Below are 18,936 nucleotides of genomic sequence, written 5' to 3' on the forward strand. Positions count from 1 at the left end.
TACCAACACGCTGACTGCCCTGACCAGCGAACAACAACGCCAGCCGACCACCCGAACCACTACCAACAGCCAGCCCAGGAGCCTCCGCACCCTCCGCCAGCGCCCGCAGACCCGCCACCAACTCCTCGCGATCGCCACCCACCACGACCGCACGCTGCTCCAACACGCCACGCCCGGCCGCCAACGACCAGGCGGCATCAACGATCGACGTCTCATCCGAGACCCACGACGCCAGCCGCAACGCCTGCGCCCGCAACGCCCCAGGAGTCTTAGCCGACACCAACCACGGCACCACCGGCGGCACAGGCACCGGCTCAGGCTCGACATCCGCACTCGGCCCCTGCTCGATGATCACGTGCGCGTTCGTCCCACTGATCCCGAACGACGAGACCGCAGCCCGGCGCGCATGCCCGTTCACCGGCCACGGCTGCGACTCGGCCAGCAGCTCCACCGCCCCCGCCGACCAATCCACGTGCGGCGACGGCTCATCCACATGCAACGTCTTGGGAAGCATCTCGTTGCGCAGCGCCATCACCATCTTGATCACGCCCGCCACGCCCGCAGCCGCCTGCGTATGACCGACGTTGGACTTCACTGAACCGAGCCACAGCGGCCGCTCCCGCTCCTGCCCATACGTGGCAATCAGCGCCTGCGCCTCAATCGGATCACCCAGCACGGTCCCCGTGCCATGGGCCTCGACCGCATCCACGTCGGCCGCCGACAGACCGGCATTGGCCAGCGCCTGCCGGATCACCCGCTGCTGCGAAGGACCGTTCGGGGCGGTGAGGCCGTTGCTCGCGCCGTCCTGGTTGATGGCACTGCCCCGTACCACCGCCAGCACCCGATGCCCGTTGCGCTCGGCGTCCGACAGCCGCTCCACCAGCAGCACACCGACACCCTCACCCCACCCGGTGCCATTAGCCGACGCGGAGAACGCCTTGCACCGCCCATCCGCCGACAACCCGCGCTGCCGCGAGAACTCGATGAAGGTGCTCGGCGTGGCCATCACCGTCACGCCACCGGCCAGCGCCAGATCACACTCACCCGACCGCAGCGCCTGCACCGCCAGATGCAGCGCCACCAGCGACGACGAACACGCCGTGTCCACCGTCACCGCCGGGCCTTCCAGCCCCAGCGTGTAGGACACCCGCCCCGAAGCGATACTCCCCGAGCTGCCGGTGCCGATCAGCCCTTCCAGCTCGCTGGGCACCGCCGAAAGCTGGGGTGCGTAGTCGTGGTACATGACACCGGCGAACACGCCGGTGCGGCTGCCGCGCAGGGCGGTGGGGCTCAGTCCGGCCCGTTCGATGGCCTCCCATGAACTCTCCAGCAGCAACCGCTGCTGCGGGTCCATGGCCAGCGCCTCACGCGGCGAGATGCCGAAGAAGCCCGCATCGAATTCGGCCGCGTCATACAGGAAGCCGCCATGCCGCGCGTACGACGTCCCCCGGATGTCCGGGTTCGGGTTGTAGAGCTTCTCCAGGTCCCAGCCTCGGTCGGCGGGGAACTCGCCGACCGCGTCCCGGCCCTGTGCCACCAGCTCCCACAGATCCTCCGGCGACCCCACCCCGCCCGGATACCGGCACGCCATGCCCACGATCGCGATCGGCTCGTCCGCCGACGGAGCGGCGGCCACCACCGTCTGAGCAGCCTGCCCTCCGGCCAGTTCCCCGGCGATGAACTCCGCCACCGCCTCGGCCGTCGGGCAGTCGAAGACGAGCGTGGCCGGGAGCCGTAGCCCCGTGGCCGCGTTGAGCTGGTTGCGGAACTCGACCGCCGTGAGCGAGTCGAAGCCGAGCTCCTGGAACCGCTTGGTGGGCTCCACCGCGTCCGCGTTCTCGAAGCCGAGCGCCGTCGCGACCTGGCCGCGTACCAGTTGCAGGAGATCGGCCGGGTTGGCGCCGGCCGTGCTGGTGCGGCGGGTGGGCACGCGGACGAGCCCGTGCAGCAGCGCGGGCAGCGTACCGGCCTGCGCCTGTGCCTGCAGTGCCGGCATGCTGAGCGCGGCGGGCACCAGGACGGCGCGCTCACCGCTGACCGCAGCGTCGAACAGCGCCAGCCCGTCGGCGGCAGGCAAGGGGGTGATGCCGCCGCGTTCGAGGCGTCGCAGGTCGGCCTCGTCGAGTTCGCCCGCCATGCCGCCGGTCGCCCACAGGCCCCAGGCCAGCGAGGTCGCCGGGAGGCCGTGCGCTCTGCGGTGCTCCGCCAGCGCGTCCAGAGCGGTGTTGGCGGCGGCGTAGTTGCCCTGGCCCGCGCTGCCCAGCACCCCGGAGAGTGAGGAGAACAGGACGAACGCGGTCAGGTCCCGATCCTGGGTGAGCTCGTGCAGGTGCCAGGCGGCGTCGGTCTTCGGCTTCAGTACGGCGTCCACGCGCTCAGGTGTGAGGGCGGCGATGACCCCGTCGTCGAGCACGCCCGCGGTGTGCACCACTGCCGTCAACGGGGTGGCTGCGATCACCTGGGCGAGGGCGTCACGGTCGGCCACGTCGCAGGCCTCGACCGTGACATCTGCCCCCAGCTCCGCCAGCTCGGCCACCAACTCTGCCGCACCCGGGGCATCCGATCCGCGCCGGCTGACCAGCACCAGACGCCGCACCTCGTGCGCGGCGACCAGATGCCGGGCCACCAGCGCACCCAGCCCGCCGGTGCCACCGGTGACCAGCACCGTGCTCTCCGGCCCGAACACCGGCCCCCCGTCCGAGAGGTCCGTGGCCCGGACCAACCGGGGCACCAGCAACCGCCCGCCCCGCACCGCCACCTGAGGCTCGCCGATGGTCAGCGCCTCGGCGATCAGCTCCGCGGAGTCGTCCTCTGCGTCCATGAGCACGAACCGGTCCGGCTGCTCGGCCTGAGCCGCCCGGACCAGGCCCCACACCGCCGCCTGCGCCGGGTCAGGGACGTCGTCCTGGGCCGCCGCGACCGCACCGTGCGTGATGACGACCAGCTGTGCGGATTCCTGGACTGCGGCGAGCACGCCGTAGACGGCCTGCCTGATCGCTTCCGGGGTGGACGCCTCGGTCACGGAGACGTCGAAGATCTCGTACGGGAGGTCGCTCTGGGACGTCCGGGCGGCGGCCTGCACCCAGTCGATCTGGAACAGCATGTTGTGGCGGGCCGCCTGCTGGTCGGTGGACCGCGGGCGAAGCGTGAGCGAGCCGACCTCCATGACAGGCGCCCCGGCGGCGTCCGCCATTGTCACGGCGACCACACCGGGGTTGCCCGTGGGCGTGATCCTGACGCGCAGGACTGTCGCACCGTCAGCGTGCAAGGCCACCTGGTTCCAGGCAAAGGGGATGTACGGGCGTCCCGGCTCCGCATCCGGCAGCAGACCGGCCATGGGGATGGCGTGCAAGGAAGCGTCGAGCAGCGCCGGGTGCAGCCCGAAGCGCCTGGCGTCCGAGCGCGCGTGCTCAGGCAGTGCGATCTCGGCGTAGACGGCGTCGTCCTTCTGCCAGACGGCGGTAAGGCACTGGAAGGTGTCCCCGTACTCCATGCCGGTGTCGGCGAGATCGTCGTAGACGCGGCCGACATCGAGGGAGCGCGCCCCGGGCGGCGGCCACTGGGCGAGGTCGGAGCCCGGTGCCGCGGTGGCCGGGGCGAGCACGCCCTGGGCGTTCTGGCTCCAGTCCGTGGCGTCCTCAGACCTGGAGTAGATCGTCACCTGACGGCGGGCCGCGTCGTCGGCCGCCCCGATCACGACCTGGAGATGCAGGGTGCCTCGGGCCGGTATGACCATCGGGCTCTGAAGAGTGAGCTCGTCGAGCATTGGGCAGCCGGTCTCGTCACCGGCCCGCAGCGCGAGCTCCACCTGCGCCGCGCCCGGCACGATCACCTGGCCGCTCACCACATGATCGGCCAGCCAGGGCTGCGCGGCCAGGGAGAGTCGGCCGATGAGGGTGAGAGTGTCGCTTCCCGGGGCGGGGACGGTGGCGGTCACGAGCGGGTGGTCCACGGCCGCCAGACCGCCGCCTGAAGCGACGTCGCCGGTCAAGTAGCCGGCGTCGAGCCAGTACCGCCGGCGTTGGAAGGCGTAGGTGGGCAGGTCTACGTGGTGGGCGGGGATGGTGGCGAAGTAGGTGTCCCAGTCGACGCTGATGCCCTGGACGTGCATCCGTCCCAGGGCTTCGACCAGGGCCCGGGCCTCGTCACGATCCTTACGAGCGGCCGGGATGAACACCCCATCGGCGATGCTCTGCTGAGCCAGCCCGGTCAACACCCCATCCGGACCCACCTCCACGAACACATCCGCCCGCGCGGCCGCCACACCATCGGCGAAACGCACCGCCTCCCGCACGTGCTCCACCCAATAACCAGGCGTGCTCAGCTGACCCGGCTCGGCCACCCGGCCGGTCACATTCGAAATGACCGGGATGGTCGGCTCACCGAAGGTCAGCCCGGCGATCGCCTGCTCGAAGTCGGCCAGCATCGGCTCCATCAACGGCGAATGGAACGCATGCGAGACCCGCAGCCGCCGCGTCCGCACGCTGACCTGCCGCTCGATCTCCGCGATCGCCTCCTCAGCACCCGAGATCACCACCGCGCCAGGAGCATTGACCGCCGCAACGCCGACCCGCTCATCCAGCAGCGGCACAATCTGCTCCTCAGGGGCTGCGATAGCGAGCATCGCGCCGCCCTCCGGCAGCGCCTGCATCAGCCGCGCCCGCGCCGCCACCAACGTGCACGCATCAGCCAACGAGAACACCCCGGCCACATGCGCCGCGGCGATCTCCCCGATCGAATGCCCCACCAGCACATCAGCCCGCACCCCGAACGACTCCAGCAACCGGAACAACGCCACCTCGAAGCAGAACAACGCCGGCTGCGTCATCCCCGTCTGAGCCAGCACCCCATCCGGATCGGTGAACATCACCTCCCGCACGGGGTGCGGCAGCAGCGGATCCAGTACCCGGCAGATCTCATCGAGCTCGGCAGCGAACACCGGGAACGCCTCGGCCAACTCCCGACCCATACCAACACGCTGACTGCCCTGACCAGCGAACAACAACGCCAGCCGACCACCCGAACCACTACCAACAGCCAGACCAGGAGCCTCCGCACCCTCCGCCAGCGCCCGCAGACCAGCCACCAACTCCTCGTGATCGCCACCGACCACGACCGCACGCTGTTCCAACATCGCCCGGGCAGACACCAGAGCCTTGCCCGCGGCGGCCAGCGGAACGTCGTTCCCCGACGACCAGGACGCCAGCCTGCCCGCCTGCTCCCGCAGCGCGTTGAGATCGTTGGCCGAGATCAGCCATGGGACGGCGGGAAGCGAGGGGACGTCCTCGGGCTGGGGCACGGGCACGGGCACGGCGGGAGGCTGCTCGATGATCACGTGCGCGTTGGTGCCGCTGACGCCGAACGACGAGACGCCGGCCCGGCGCGGCCGGTCCTGCTGCTCCCACGGCTGGGCCTCGGTCAGCAGCTCGACGGCGCCTGCCGACCAGTCCACGTGCGGCGACGGCTCACCCACGTGCAGCGTCTGCGGCAGCACGCGGTGCCGCATGGCCATCACCATCTTGATGATGCCGCCGACACCGGCAGCGGCCTGGGTGTGGCCGATGTTCGACTTCAGCGAGCCCAGCCACAGCGGCCGCTCCCGCTCCTGCCCATACGTGGCGAGAATGGCCTGGGCCTCGATCGGATCGCCCAGCGTCGTGCCCGTCCCATGGGCCTCGACCGCATCCACGTCGGCGACCGACAGCCCGGCGTTCGCCAGCGCCTGCCGGATCACCCGTTCCTGCGAGGGCCCGTTGGGAGCGGTCAGGCCGTTGCTCGCGCCGTCCTGGTTGATCGCGGTCCCCCGCACCACGGCGAGGATCTGGTGGCCGTTGCGCTGGGCGTCCGAGAGGCGTTCGACCAGGAGCATGCCCGCGCCCTCGGCCCAGCCGGTGCCGTCGGCGGACGCCGAGAACGCCTTGCACCGTCCGTCCACCGCGAGCCCGCGCTGCCGCGAGAACTCCACGAAGACGCTGGGCGTGGCCATGACCGTCACGCCACCGGCCAGCGCCATGTCGCACTCGCCCGACCGCAGGGACTGGGCCGCCAGATGCAGCGCCACCAGCGACGACGAACACGCCGTGTCCACCGTCACCGCCGGGCCTTCGAGGCCGAAGGTGTACGACACCCGGCCGGAGGCGATGCTGCCCGCGCTGCCGTTGAGCACGAATCCTTCGAATCCCTCGGGCGCCTGCGGCAGCCGGGTGCCGTAGTCGTGGTACATCACACCCGCGAAGACACCCGTACGGCTGCCACGCATCGCCTTCGGGCTGATCCCGGCCCGCTCGATCGCCTCCCACGAGGTTTCGAGCAGCAACCGCTGCTGCGGGTCCATCGCGGTGGCCTCCCGCGGCGAGATCCCGAACAACGCGGGGTCGAAGCGGTCGGCGTCGTGCAGGAAGCCGCCTTCGCGGGCGTAGCTGGTGCCCGCGTGGGCGGGGTCGGGATGGTAGAGCCGTTCCAGATCCCAGCCCCGGTTGTCGGGGAAGCCGCTGATCGCGTCGCCGGCCTGCGTGAGGAGCCGCCAGAGGTCCTCGGGCGAGACCACGCCGCCCGGGTAGCGGCAGGCCATGCCGACGATCGCGATGGGCTCGTCGGCGACCTCGGTCCGAGCCGCGACCTGGTCGGCCCGCGCGTGGCCGGTGAGCTCGGCGTGCAGGTGCTCGGCGAGCTCGTCCGGGGTGGGGAAGTTGAACAGGAGCGTGGCGGGCAGCCGCAGTCCGGTGGCGGCGTTGAGCCGGTTGCGCAGCTCGACCGAGCTCAGCGAGTCGAAGCCGAGGTCCTTGAACGCGCTGCCGACGTCCACGGAGTCGGCGTCGGCGTGTCCCAGCACGTGCGCGATGTTCGTACGGATGAGCGTCAGCAACGCACCCTTGTCGGCCCCCACCTTGGCGGGCCTGGAGGCCGCCGGCCGCCGCGCCGGGGCTTTGACCAGGGCGCGGAAGACCGCAGGAATCTCCTCCTGGCGGCGTAGCGCCGCCGTGTCGAGACGCGCCACTATCTGCACTCCCCTGTCGAGCGCGAGCGCCGCGTCGAACAGGGACATGCCCTCCGCCACGGGCAGCGGCGCGAGCCCGACCTTGCCGAGCCGTGCCACGTCGAGCTGGCTCAGCGCGCCCGCCATTCCGCCGTCCGACTCCCACAGCCCCCACTGGAGGGAGACGGCGGGCAGCCCCAGCGCCCGGCGGTGCAGGGCCAGCGCGTCGAGGTACGTGTTCGCGGCCGCGTAGTTCGCCTGGCCGGCGCTGCCTACCGTGGCCGCGATGGAGGAGTACATCACGAAGAACGACAGGTCGAGATCCTGGGTGAGCTCGTGCAGGTGCCAGGCGGCATCGGCCTTCGGCCCGAAGACCCGGTCGACGCGCTCAGGCGTCAGCGAGGTCACGGCGCCGTCGGCCACGACCCCGGCAAGGTGCACGACGCCCATCAGCGGGCGTTCGGCGGGGATGCCCGCCAGCAGAGCGGCAAGTTCGGCGCGGTCCGCCACGTCGCAGGCCGCCATGGTGACCTGCGCGCCGAGCGAGGTCAGCTCGGCCAGCAGCGCGTCGGCTCCGGGCGCGGCGGCGCCGCGGCGGCCGGCCAGCAGGAGGTGCCGGACGCCGTACTCGGTGACGAGCCGCCGCGCGGCGAGGGCCCCGAGTTCGCCCGTGCCGCCGGTCAGCAGCACGGTGCCGTCGTATGAGGTCGCGGGCGAGCCCTCTTGGGAGACGATCCGCCCCGCGAAGGACCCGCTCGCCGACGAGCCCGTCGGGACGACGATCCGCGGCACGCGGATCTCGCCCTCGCGCAGAGCGAGCTGCGGCTCGCCGGCCGCGAAGGCGCGGAGCAGCGCGGCGGCGGAGTCGGGATGGTCGTCGGTGTCCACGATGACGAACCGGCCGGCGTGCTCGGACTGCGCGGACCGGATGAGGCCCCAGACGGGCGCGGTGGACAGGTCGGGCGCCTCGCCCTCGGCCACGGCGACCGCTCCGCCGGTCACCAGCCCCAGCCGGGACCGCGCGAACCGCTCGTCGGCGAGCCACTCCTGGACGAGCGAGAGCACCTCGTACGTCCTGGCGCGGCCCTCGCCGCTGGGCACGCGCACGACGACCAGCTCGGGGACCGCCTCCACCTCGCCCAGCGAGGAGAGGCTGCCGAGCTCCGCCACATCTTCAGGGACCGGCCCGGCGCCGGCGGGCGCGATGACCCATTCCAGCGCGTACGGGGTGCTCCCGGACGACAGCTCGGTCGTCACCGGCCGCACCACCAGGGAGTCCACCGTGAGGATGGGCGCGCCAGTGTCGTCCGCGACGCTCAACGAGAGCTCGCCCGGGCCTTTCGCGGTCGTCCTGACCCGTGCCGCGGCACCGCCGGCCGCGTGCGGGGAGATGCCGGACCAGGCGAAAGGAAGGAACGGCTGTCCTGGCTCGGTACGCGGAAGGAGGTCGCCGAGCGTGATCGAGTGCAGCACCGCGTCGAGCAGCGCCGGGTGGAACCCGAACCGCTCCGCGCCCGCCCGGGCCTGGTCGGGCAGGACGATCTCGGCGTAAACCCCGTCGTCGCGCTGCCATGCGCTCACCAGACCCTGGAATGCGTCACCGTACTCCAGACCGGAAGCGGCCAGGTCGTCGTAGAGGGTGCCGAGGTCGATGGGCCGTGCGCCGGGCGGTGGCCATTGCGCGAGGTCGAAGTCCGGCACGGCGGCCGGGGCCGGGCCGAGTGTGCCCTGGGCGTGCCGCTGCCAGGCGTCGCCGCCCTCGGTACGGGAGTAGAGGGAGATGGCGCGCCGGCCGCCGTCGTCCGGTCCGTCGATGACCACCTGGAGCTGTACGGGGTACTCGTGCGTGATCACGAGCGGGGCTTGGATGGCCAGTTCGGAAACCGTCTCGCAGTCCTCCGTCTCCGCCGCCGCGCGCAGCGCGATCTCGAGGAAACCCGTGCCGGGGAGGATCACCGTGCCGTTGACGGCGTGGTCGGCGAGCCAGGGCAAGGCGGTCAGGGACAACCGGCCGGTGAGGGTGAGAGAGTCGGAGTCGGGGGATGGCACGACCGCGCTGAGGATCGGGTGATCCACGGCGCTCAACCCGGCGGCTGTCACGTCACTGCTCGCCCGACCGGACTCGAGCCAGAACCGCTGGTGCTGGAAGGCGTAGGTGGGCAGGTCGATGCGCCGGGCCGAAGGCAGGAGCGCCGTCCAGTCGACGCTGATGCCCTGGACGTGCATCCGTCCCAGAGCTTCGACCAGGGCCCGGGCCTCGTCACGATCCTTACGAGCGGCCGGGATGAACACCCCATCGGCGATGCTCTGCTGAGCCAGCCCGGTCAACACCCCATCCGGACCCACCTCCACGAACACATCCGCCCGCGCGGCCGCCACACCATCGGCGAAACGCACCGCCTCCCGCACGTGCTCCACCCAATAACCAGGCGTGCTCAGCTGACCCGGCTCGGCCACCCGGCCGGTCACATTCGAAATGATCGGGAGGGTCGGCTCGTGGAAGGTCAGCCCGGCGATCGCCTGCGCGAAGTCGGCCAGCATCGGCTCCATCAACGGCGAATGGAACGCATGCGAGACCCGCAACCGCCGCGTCCGCACATCCACCCGCCGCTCGATCTCCGCGATCGCCTCCTCAGCACCCGAGATCACCACCGCGCCAGGAGCATTGACCGCCGCAACGCCGACCCGCTCATCCAGCAGCGGCACAATCTGCTCCTCAGGGGCTGCGATAGCGAGCATCGCGCCGCCCTCCGGCAGCGCCTGCATCAGCCGCGCCCGCGCCGCCACCAACGTGCACGCATCAGCCAACGAGAACACCCCGGCCACATGCGCCGCGGCGATCTCCCCGATCGAATGCCCCACCAGCACATCAGCCCGCACCCCGAACGACTCCAGCAACCGGAACAACGCCACCTCGAAGCAGAACAACGCCGGCTGCGTCATCCCCGTCTGAGCCAGCACCCCATCCGGATCGGTGAACATCACCTCACGCACGGGGTGCGGCAGCAGCGGATCCAATACCCGGCAGATCTCATCGAGCTCGGCGGCGAACACCGGGAACGCCTCGGCCAACTCCCGACCCATACCAACGCGCTGACTGCCCTGACCCGCGAACAACAACGCCAGCCTGCCGCCCGACCCGCTCCCAGAGACCAGACCAGGAGCCTCCGCACCCTCCGCCAGCGCCCGCAGACCAGCCACCAACTCCTCGCGATCGCCACCCACCACGACCGCACGCTGCTCCAACACGCCACGCCCGGCCGCCAGCGACCAGGCGGCGTCAACGATCGACGTCTCCTCCGAGACCCACGACGCCAGCCGCAACGCCTGCGCCCGCAACGCCCCAGGAGTCTTAGCCGACACCAACCACGGCACCACCGGAAGCGCCCGCCCGGACTCCTCCTCCTGCGCCGGAGCCTCCTCCAGCACCACATGCGCATTCGTCCCACTGACGCCGAAGGACGAGACCGCAGCCCGGCGTGGCCGGTCCTGCGCGTCCCAGGGGCGGGCCTCGGTCAGCAGCTCGACCGCGCCCGCCGACCAATCCACGTGCGGCGACGGCTCACCCACGTGCAACGTCTGCGGCAGCATCCCGTGCCGCATCGCCATCACCATCTTGATCACACCGGCCACCCCGGCAGCCGCCTGGGTGTGACCGATGTTCGACTTCAACGACCCGAGCCACAGCGGTTGCTCCCGCTCCTGCCCATACGTGGCAATCAGCGCCTGCGCCTCAATCGGGTCACCCAGCGTCGTGCCCGTGCCATGGGCCTCGACCGCATCCACGTCCACAGTCGACAGCCCGGCGTTCGCCAGCGCCTGCCGGATCACCCGCTGCTGCGAAGGACCATTCGGAGCCGCCAACCCGTTACTGGCCCCGTCCTGGTTGATCGCCGACCCGCGAACGACCGCCAGCACCTGGTGCCCGTTCCGGCGCGCGTCCGACAGCCGCTCCACCAGCAGCACACCGACACCCTCACTCCACCCGGTGCCATCGGCCGACGCCGAGAACGCCTTGCACCGCCCATCCGCCGACAACCCGCGCTGCCGCGAGAACTCCACGAACGTCCCAGGCGAGGCCATCACCATCGCACCGCCCGCCAACGCCAGGTCGCACTCGCCGGTGCGCAGCGCCTGCGCCGCCAGATGCAGCGCCACCAGCGACGACGAACACGCCGTGTCCACCGTCACCGCCGGGCCCTCGAACCCGAACGTGTACGACACCCGCCCGGACGCGACGCTGGCCAGGCCGCCGGTGAGGAGGTAGCCCTCCACCGCGTCGGAACCCTCGTACCGCCGGGGCCCGTACTCCATCGGCGCGATGCCGGTGAAGACCCCGGTCTGGCTGCCGTGCAACGTGGCCGGATCGATGTTGGCGTGTTCGAAGACCTCCCAGGAGGCCTCCAGCAGCAACCGCTGCTGCGGGTCCATGGCCAGCGCCTCGCGCGGCGAGATCCCGAAGAACGCCGCGTCGAAGTCGGCGGCGTCGTACAGGAAGCCGCCCTGCCGGGTGTAGGAGGTGCCCCGGTTGCCGGGGTCGGGGTCGAACAGCCGGTCCAGGTCCCAGCCGCGGTCGGTGGGGAACTCGCCGATGGCGTCCGTGCCGGAGGCCACCAGTTCCCACAGGTCCTCGGGCGACCGCACGCCGCCGGGGAGCCGGCAGGCCATGCCGACGATCGCGATGGGCTCGTCGTAGTCGGTCGACCGCACGGCCGCGGAGGTGGTGGCGGCGCCGCCGAGCAGTTCGGACTGCAAGTGATCCGTCAGGACCTTCGGCGAGGGGTAGTCGAACAGCAGGGAGCTGGGCAACTGCAGCCCGGTCGCGGCGTTGAGCCGGTTCCTGAGCTCGACGGCGGTGAGCGAGTCGAAGCCCGCGTCCTTGAACGCGCCGGTCGCGCTGATCACGTTCGGTGTGACGTGGCCGAGCACCACGGCCGCCTGGCCGCGTACCAGGTCGAGCAGCGCGCGTTCCCGCTCTTCGGGGCTCAGCCCGCGCAGGGACTGTGCCAGCGGCACGTCGGCGGAGTCGCCGGCGGCGCGGCGTTCGACGGATTTGCGGAGCAGGCCGCGCAGCATGGCCGGTGCGGGTTCGGCGACCTTGGCGAGGCTCAGCCGGGCGGGAAGCGTCGTCGCGGGGTTGCCTGCGAGCGCGGCGTCGAGCAGCGCCAGTGCCTTGTCCTGCGGCATCGGGGCGACGCCGAGCCTGGCCCACCGTGCCAGGTCGGCCGTGGCGAGGGTGCCCGCCATGCCGCCGAACTCCGCGGAGTTGTCCCACAGGCCCCAGGCGAGAGACGTGGCGGGCAGGCCGAGGGAGCGGCGGTGCCGGGCGAGGCCGTCGAGGAAGGCGTTGGCGGCGGCGTAGTTGGCCTGGCCCGCGCTGCCGAGCGTGGCCGCGCACGACGAGAACAGCACGAACGTGGACAGGTCCCGGTCGCGGGTCAGCTCGTGCAGGAGCCAGGCCGTCTCCGCCTTGGTCCGCCACACGGTGTCGAGCCGTTCGGGGGTGAGCGCGGACACGACTCCGTCGTCGAGCACACCGGCGATGTGTACGACGCCGGTCAGGTCCTCGCAGGAGCCGACGAGCCGGGCCAGGTCCGCCCGGTCGGTGACGTCGCACGCGACGAATGAGGCGTGCGTGCCGAGCTCGGCGAGCTCGGCGGCCAGCCGGACGGAGCCGGCCGACTCCGGGTCGCGGGTGGCCAGGACGAGGTTCCGCACGCCGTGCCGGGCGGCCAGGTGCCGGGTGACCGTGCGGCCCAGCGCGCCGGTGCCGCCGGTGACCAGCACGGTGCCGTCCGGGTTCCAGGGGTCCTCGCCCGGCGGCCGGTCACGCCGTGCCAGCCGGGGGACGTGGACGGTGCCGGATCTGATCGCCAGCTGGGGTTCGTCGTATGCGAGGGCGGCGGCGACGTCCTCGGCGCTGCCGTCGTCGTCGAGCAGGACGAACCGGTCGGGGTATTCGGTCTGCGCCGACCGTACGAGGCCCCACACGGCCAGGCCGGCCAGGTCGGGCACCTCGTCGGTCGCTCCCCTGGTGACGATGACCAGCCGGGCGGATGAGGGCTGCCCGCCGGCGAGCCAGTCCTGAATGGCGGCGAGCACGCGGAGCACGGCCGTCCGCGCCCGGGCCGTCTCGTCCTGCTCGTCCCCGTCGTGCCAGGGCAGGAGCACGTCGTCGGGCGCCGCCTGGGCGCCGGGCACGGCGGGTACGGGCACCCAGTCGACCTCGAACAGCCCGACGTGCTCGGTGGGTGCGTCCACCGGTCCGCGGGCCTCCAGCCAGTACCGCTGCCGCTGGAAGGCGTAGGTGGGCAGGTCGGCGGGGGGCGCGGGGACGGCGCCGAAGTAAGTGTCCCACTCGACGGAGACACCGCTGGCGTGGAGCTGGCCGAGGGCCTGGACGAAGGTGTCGGCCTCGTCGCGGTCCTTGCGTGCGCCGGGGATGAACACGCCGTCCGCGAGCGTCTGCTGGGCCAGGCCGCTCAGGATGCCGTTGGGGCCCACTTCCAGGAAGATCGCGGCGTCGGCGGCGGTGATGCCGTCGGCGAAGCGCACGGCTTGTCGTACGTGCTCGACCCAGTAGCGGGGGTCGGTCAGCCGGCCGGGTTCGGCGAGTCGGCCGGTCACGTTGGAGATGACCGGGATGGTCGGCTCGTGGAAGGTCAGCCCGGCGATCGCCTGCTCGAAGTCGGCCAGCATCGGCTCCATCAGCGGCGAGTGGGCGGCGTGGGAGATCCGCAGCCGGCGCTTGCGTACCGTGATGTGCTGCGCGATCTCCTCGACTGCCTCTTCCGTGCCGGAGATCACCACCGAGGTGGGCGTGTTGACGGCGGCGATGGCGACCCTGTCCTCGTACCCGTCGAGGAGCGGCAGGACGTCGGACTCGGAGGCGGCGATGGCGAGCATCGCACCGCCCTTGGGCAGCGCGTGCATGAGCCGGGCCCGCGTGGCGATCAGGGCGCAGGCGTCGGCCAGGGAGAAGACCCCGGCCACGTGGGCGGCGGCGATCTCGCCGACGGAGTGCCCGACCAGCACGTCGGCCCGCACGCCGAACGACTCCAGCAGCCGGTGGAGCGCGACCTCGAAGGCGAAGAGGGCCGGCTGGGTCATCCCGGTCTCGTTCAGCACGCCGGCGGGGTCGGTGAACATCACCTCACGCAGCGGGTGCGGCAGGTGGGAATCCAGGTGCGCACAGATTTCCTCCAGTGCCTCGGCGAACACCGGGAACGCCTCCGCCAGCTCCTTGCCCATGCCGACGCGCTGGCTGCCCTGCCCGGTGAACAGCAGGGCGAGCTTGCCCGCCGGGCCGCTGCCGGTCAGCACGCCGGGCGCGGCCGGGCCGCCGGCCAGCGCCCGCAGGCCGGTCAGCAGGTCGTCGTGGGCACGGCCGACGATCACGGCGCGGTGTTCGAGCACGGCGCGGCCCGCCAGTGCCGCGCCGACGGCGGCGATCGGCAGGTCGGGCGTCGCCCATGACGCGAGCCGCTCGGCCTGCGCGGCCAGCGCCTCGGGGCTCTTCGCCGACACCAGCCACGGCACCACCGGCTGCACCACCGGCGCCTCGTCCTCCGCCTGGGCGGGGGCCTCTTCCAGCACCACATGCGCGTTCGTGCCGCTGATCCCGAACGAGGAGACGGCGGCCCGGCGCGGCCGGTCCTGCTCCGCCCAGGGCTGGGCCTCGGTCAGCAGCTCGACCGCGCCCGCCGACCAGTCCACATGCGGCGAGGGCTCGTCCACGTGCAGCGTCCGCGGCAGCACGCGGTGCCGCATGGCCATGACCATCTTGATGACGCCGCCGACACCGGCGGCCGCCTGGGCGTGGCCGATGTTCGACTTCAGGGAGCCGAGCCACAGCGGCCGCTCCCGCTCCTGCCCATACGTGGCGATCAGCGCCTGCGCCTCGATCGGATCGCCCAGCGTCGTGCCCGTCCCATGGGCCTCGACGGCGTCCACGTCGGCGGCCGAAAGCCCGGCGCTGGCGAGCGCCTGGCGGATCACCCGCTGTTGAGAGGGACCGTTCGGGGCGGTCAGGCCGTTGCTCGCGCCGTCCTGGTTGATCGCCGACCCCCGCAGCACGGCCAGCACCCGGTGGCCGTTGCGGCGCGCGTCCGACAGCCGCTCCACCAGAACCATGCCGACGCCCTCGGCCCAGCCGGTGCCGTCGGCCGACGCGGAGAACGCCTTGCACCGCCCGTCCGGCGACAACCCGCGCTGCCGCGAAAACTCCACGAACATGCCGGGTGAGGCCATCACGGTCGCCCCCCCGGCCAGCGCCATGTCACACTCGCCCGACCGCAGCGACTGCGCCGCCAGGTGGAGCGCGACCAGCGACGACGAGCACGCCGTGTCCACCGTCACCGCCGGACCCTCGAACCCGAACGAGAACGCGACCCGTCCGGAGATCACGCTGGCGGAGGTGCCGGTCAGCACGTAGCCTTCGGCGCTGCCGGTGGCCTCGTGCAGGCGCGGGCCGTAGTCCTGCGCCATCGCGCCGGCGAACACGCCGGTACGGCTGCCGCGCAGCCCTGACGGGTCGATCCCGGCCCGCTCGATCGCCTCCCACGACGCCTCCAGCAGCAACCGCTGCTGCGGATCCATCGCCAGCGCCTCACGCGGCGAAATCCCGAAGAACGCGGGGTCGAACTCGGCGGCGTCGTACAAGAACCCGCCGTGCCGCGCGTACGACGTCCCCCGGCCAGCCGGATCCGGGTCGTACAACGCCTCCAGGTCCCACCCGCGGTCGACGGGGAACGCCCCGATCGCGTCCCGCCCGGACACCACCAGGTCCCACAGGTCGTCAGGGGAATGCACGCCGCCGGGGAACCGGCAGGCCATGCCCACGATCACGATCGGATCGTCCGCCACCACGGCGGCGGTCACCTCGGCCTGCGCGGCCTGGCCGCCGGCCAGTTCCCCGCGCAGGAACCGGGCCAGCGCGAGCGGCGACGGGTAGTCGAACAGCAGCGAGCTGGGCAACCGCAGCCCGGTCGCGGCGTTGAGCCGGTTCCTGAGCTCGACGGCGCTGAAGGAGTCGAAGCCGAGCGCCTTGAAGGCGGTGGCGGTGTCCACGGTGGCGGAGGTGGCGTGGCCGAGTACGAGCGCGACGCAGGTCCGTACGAGCTCCAGGAGCAGGTGTTCCTGCTCCCGCTCGGGCAGGCCGCGCAGCCGGTCGGCGAGCGACCCCGCCGGGTCGTCCCCGGCGGCCGCGCGCTCGGGCCGCGCGGGCGGGGGCGGCGCGGAGCCCTCGGCCTCGGGAAGCCAGTGGTAAGTGCGCTGGAAGGCATAGGTGGGCAGCTGGACGCGCCGCGCGCGGGGGTAGACGGCGTCCCAGTCCGGCGTGACGCCCCGGACGTGCAGCTCGGCGAGGGCCAGCGCGGCGGCGCGGCGTTCGGGCTGCTTGTCGCGAAGTGTGGCGACGAACCGGATGTCGTCGCTCTCGGGCAGGCAGTTCTGTCCCATGGCGGCCAGCACGGACCCCGGGCCGATCTCCACGAACGTGGTCGCGCCGGTCTCGGCCAGCGCGCGGATGCCGTCGCTGAAGCGCACGGCCTCCCGTACGTGCCAGACCCAGTGGCTCGGGGAGCGCAGGTCGGCCGCGGACGCGGCGGCCCCGGTGAGGTTGGAGACGACCGGGATGGCCGGCTCGCGGTAGGTGAGCGACTCGGCCACCCGGCGGAACTCCGCCAGCATCGGATCCATCAGCGGCGAGTGGAAGGCGTGGCTGACCCGCAGCCGGCTGGTCTTGCGGCCGCGGGCGCGGAACTCCTCGGCGATCTCCAGGACGCGGTCCTCCGCGCCGGAGACCACGACGGACGTCGGCCCGTTGACGGCGGCGATGCTGACCGAGGCGTCGAGGTGGGGAAGGACCTCCTCTTCGGCGGCCTGGACGGCGACCATCGCGCCGCCGGCCGGCAGGCTCTGCATCAGCCTGCCGCGCGCCGCGACCAGGGCGCAGGCGTCGGACAGCGACAGCACGCCGGCGACGTGTGCGGCCGAGATCTCGCCGATGGAGTGGCCGATGAGCCGGTCGGGGCGGATGCCCCAGTGCTCGTAGAGCCGGGTGAGCGCGATCTCGAAGGCGAAGAGCGCGGGCTGGGCGAAGCCGGTCTGGTCGAGCAGTCCGTCGGGGTCGGTGAACATCACCTCGAGCAGGGGGCGGTCCAGCTCGGTCGCGAAGCAGGCGGCGATCTCGTCGAGCGCCCGCGCGAAGACGGGGTGTGCCTCGTACAGGTCGCGGCCCATGCCGGCGCGCTGGCTGCCCTGGCCGGAGTAGAGGAAGGCGACCTCGCCGCCGGCCGGTCGGCCGGTGACGATCTCGGCGGCGGGCTCGCCCTCGGCCAGCCGGTCGAGCAGGCCGGTCAGCAGCGACGGCTCGCCGGCGACGATCGCGGCCCGCCTGTCGAAGGCCGTACGGGTGGTGGCCAGTGAGTAGGCCGTGTCCGCCGCGTCGGCGCCGGGGTTGGCGAGCAGGTGGTCGCGCAGCCGCCCCGCCTGCGCACGCAGCGCGGCCTCGCTGCGCCCGGCGAGCGGAAGGATCACCGGACCATCGGGGCGAGGCCCGGCCAGGGGCGTCTCCTGCGCGGGCCCGGCGGGGGTGAGGGTCACCGGGCCGGCCGTCTGCTGCGGGAGCGCGGCGGGCGGGAGGGTCACCGGGCCGGCCGTCTCCTGAGGGGTCTCGGCGAGCACCACGTGGCAGTTGGCGCCGCCCATGCCGAAGGAGCTGACGCCGGCCACCAGCGGCGCGTCGGCGCGCGGCCACGCGGCCAGCGCGGTGTTGACGCGCAGGTTGAGCTCGTCGAACGGGATCAGAGGGCTGGGCGTCTCGAAGTTCAGCGAGGCGGGCAGCTCGCGGTGCCGGATGGCCAGCACGGTCTTGAGCAGGCCGACGATGCCGGCGGCGCCTTCCAGGTGGCCGACGTTGGTCTTGGCCGAGCCGACGAGCAGCGGCCCGCCCGGCTCCTTGGCCGTCCCGATGGCGGCGCCGAGCGCGCGGGCCTCGACGGGGTCGCCGACCCGGGTCCCGGTGCCGTGCAGTTCGACGAACTGCACGGCGGCGGCCGGCACGCCGGCCCGCTCGCAGGCCAGCCTGATGACCTCTTCCTGGGCGTGCTGGTCGGGGACGGTGAGCCCGTCGCCGCCGCCGTCGTTGTTCACGGCGCTGCCCGCGATCACGCAGTAGACGCGGTCGCCGTCGGCCAGCGCCCGGGACAGCGGCTTGAGTACGACGATGCCGCCGCCCTCGCCGCGGACGTAGCCGTTGGCGCGGGCGTCGAAGGTGAAGCACTTGCCGTCCGGCGACAGGGCGCCGAACCTCAGCGCGGCGAGCGTGCTGTCGGGGGTCAGGTTGAGGTTGACGCCGCCGACGATGGCCAGGCCGGACTCGCCGTTGCGCAGGCTCTCGCACGCCAGGTGCACGGCGGTCAGCGACGCCGACTGGGCGGAGTCCACGATCATGCTGGGGCCGTTGAGCCCGTACGCGTACGAGATCCGGTTGGCCAGCAGGGCCCGGCTGATGCCGGTGAGGCTGTGGCGGTTCAGCGCGGCACGGCCGCCGCCCTGGAGCAACTGGGCGTAGTCGCCGGCCATGGCGCCGATGAAGACGCTCGTGCCGGTGTCGCGCAGGCTGCTCGGGACGATGCCGGCGTCTTCGAGCGCCTCCCAGCTCAGCTCCATGAGGAGCCGCTGCTGCGGGTCCATCATCGCGGCTTCGTTGGGGGAGATCCCGAAGAACTCGGCGTCGAACTCGGCTATCCCGGTGACGAAGCCGCCGCGGAGCGAGCTCGTCTCCGGCGCGTCCCACCGGCCGCGGGGAACGTCCGTGACGGCGTCGACCCCTTCGCGCAGCAGCCGCCAGAACGATTCGGGGTCCGGGGCCTGGGGGAGCCTGCAAGATATGCCGACGATCGCCACTGCGTCGCCGGAAAGACCACGGGGGGAGAGTTCGTTGGTCATTGAACCAA

Annotated in this window: 1 protein-coding gene; it reads right to left on the bottom strand. The window is 72.4% G+C overall.

Annotation, left to right across the window (positions count from 1 at the left end; genetic code table 11):
* Nucleotides 1-18,928, bottom strand: an 18,928-nt coding sequence (locus ACTWPT_RS57695; RefSeq protein ID WP_443186057.1) for an SDR family NAD(P)-dependent oxidoreductase, incomplete at its 3' end; no start/stop codon positions are given.
* Nucleotides 18,929-18,936 lie beyond the last annotated feature (8 nt).

The organism is Nonomuraea sp. 3N208 (assembly GCF_052245935.1).
In the GTDB taxonomy this organism is placed as follows: domain Bacteria; phylum Actinomycetota; class Actinomycetes; order Streptosporangiales; family Streptosporangiaceae; genus Nonomuraea.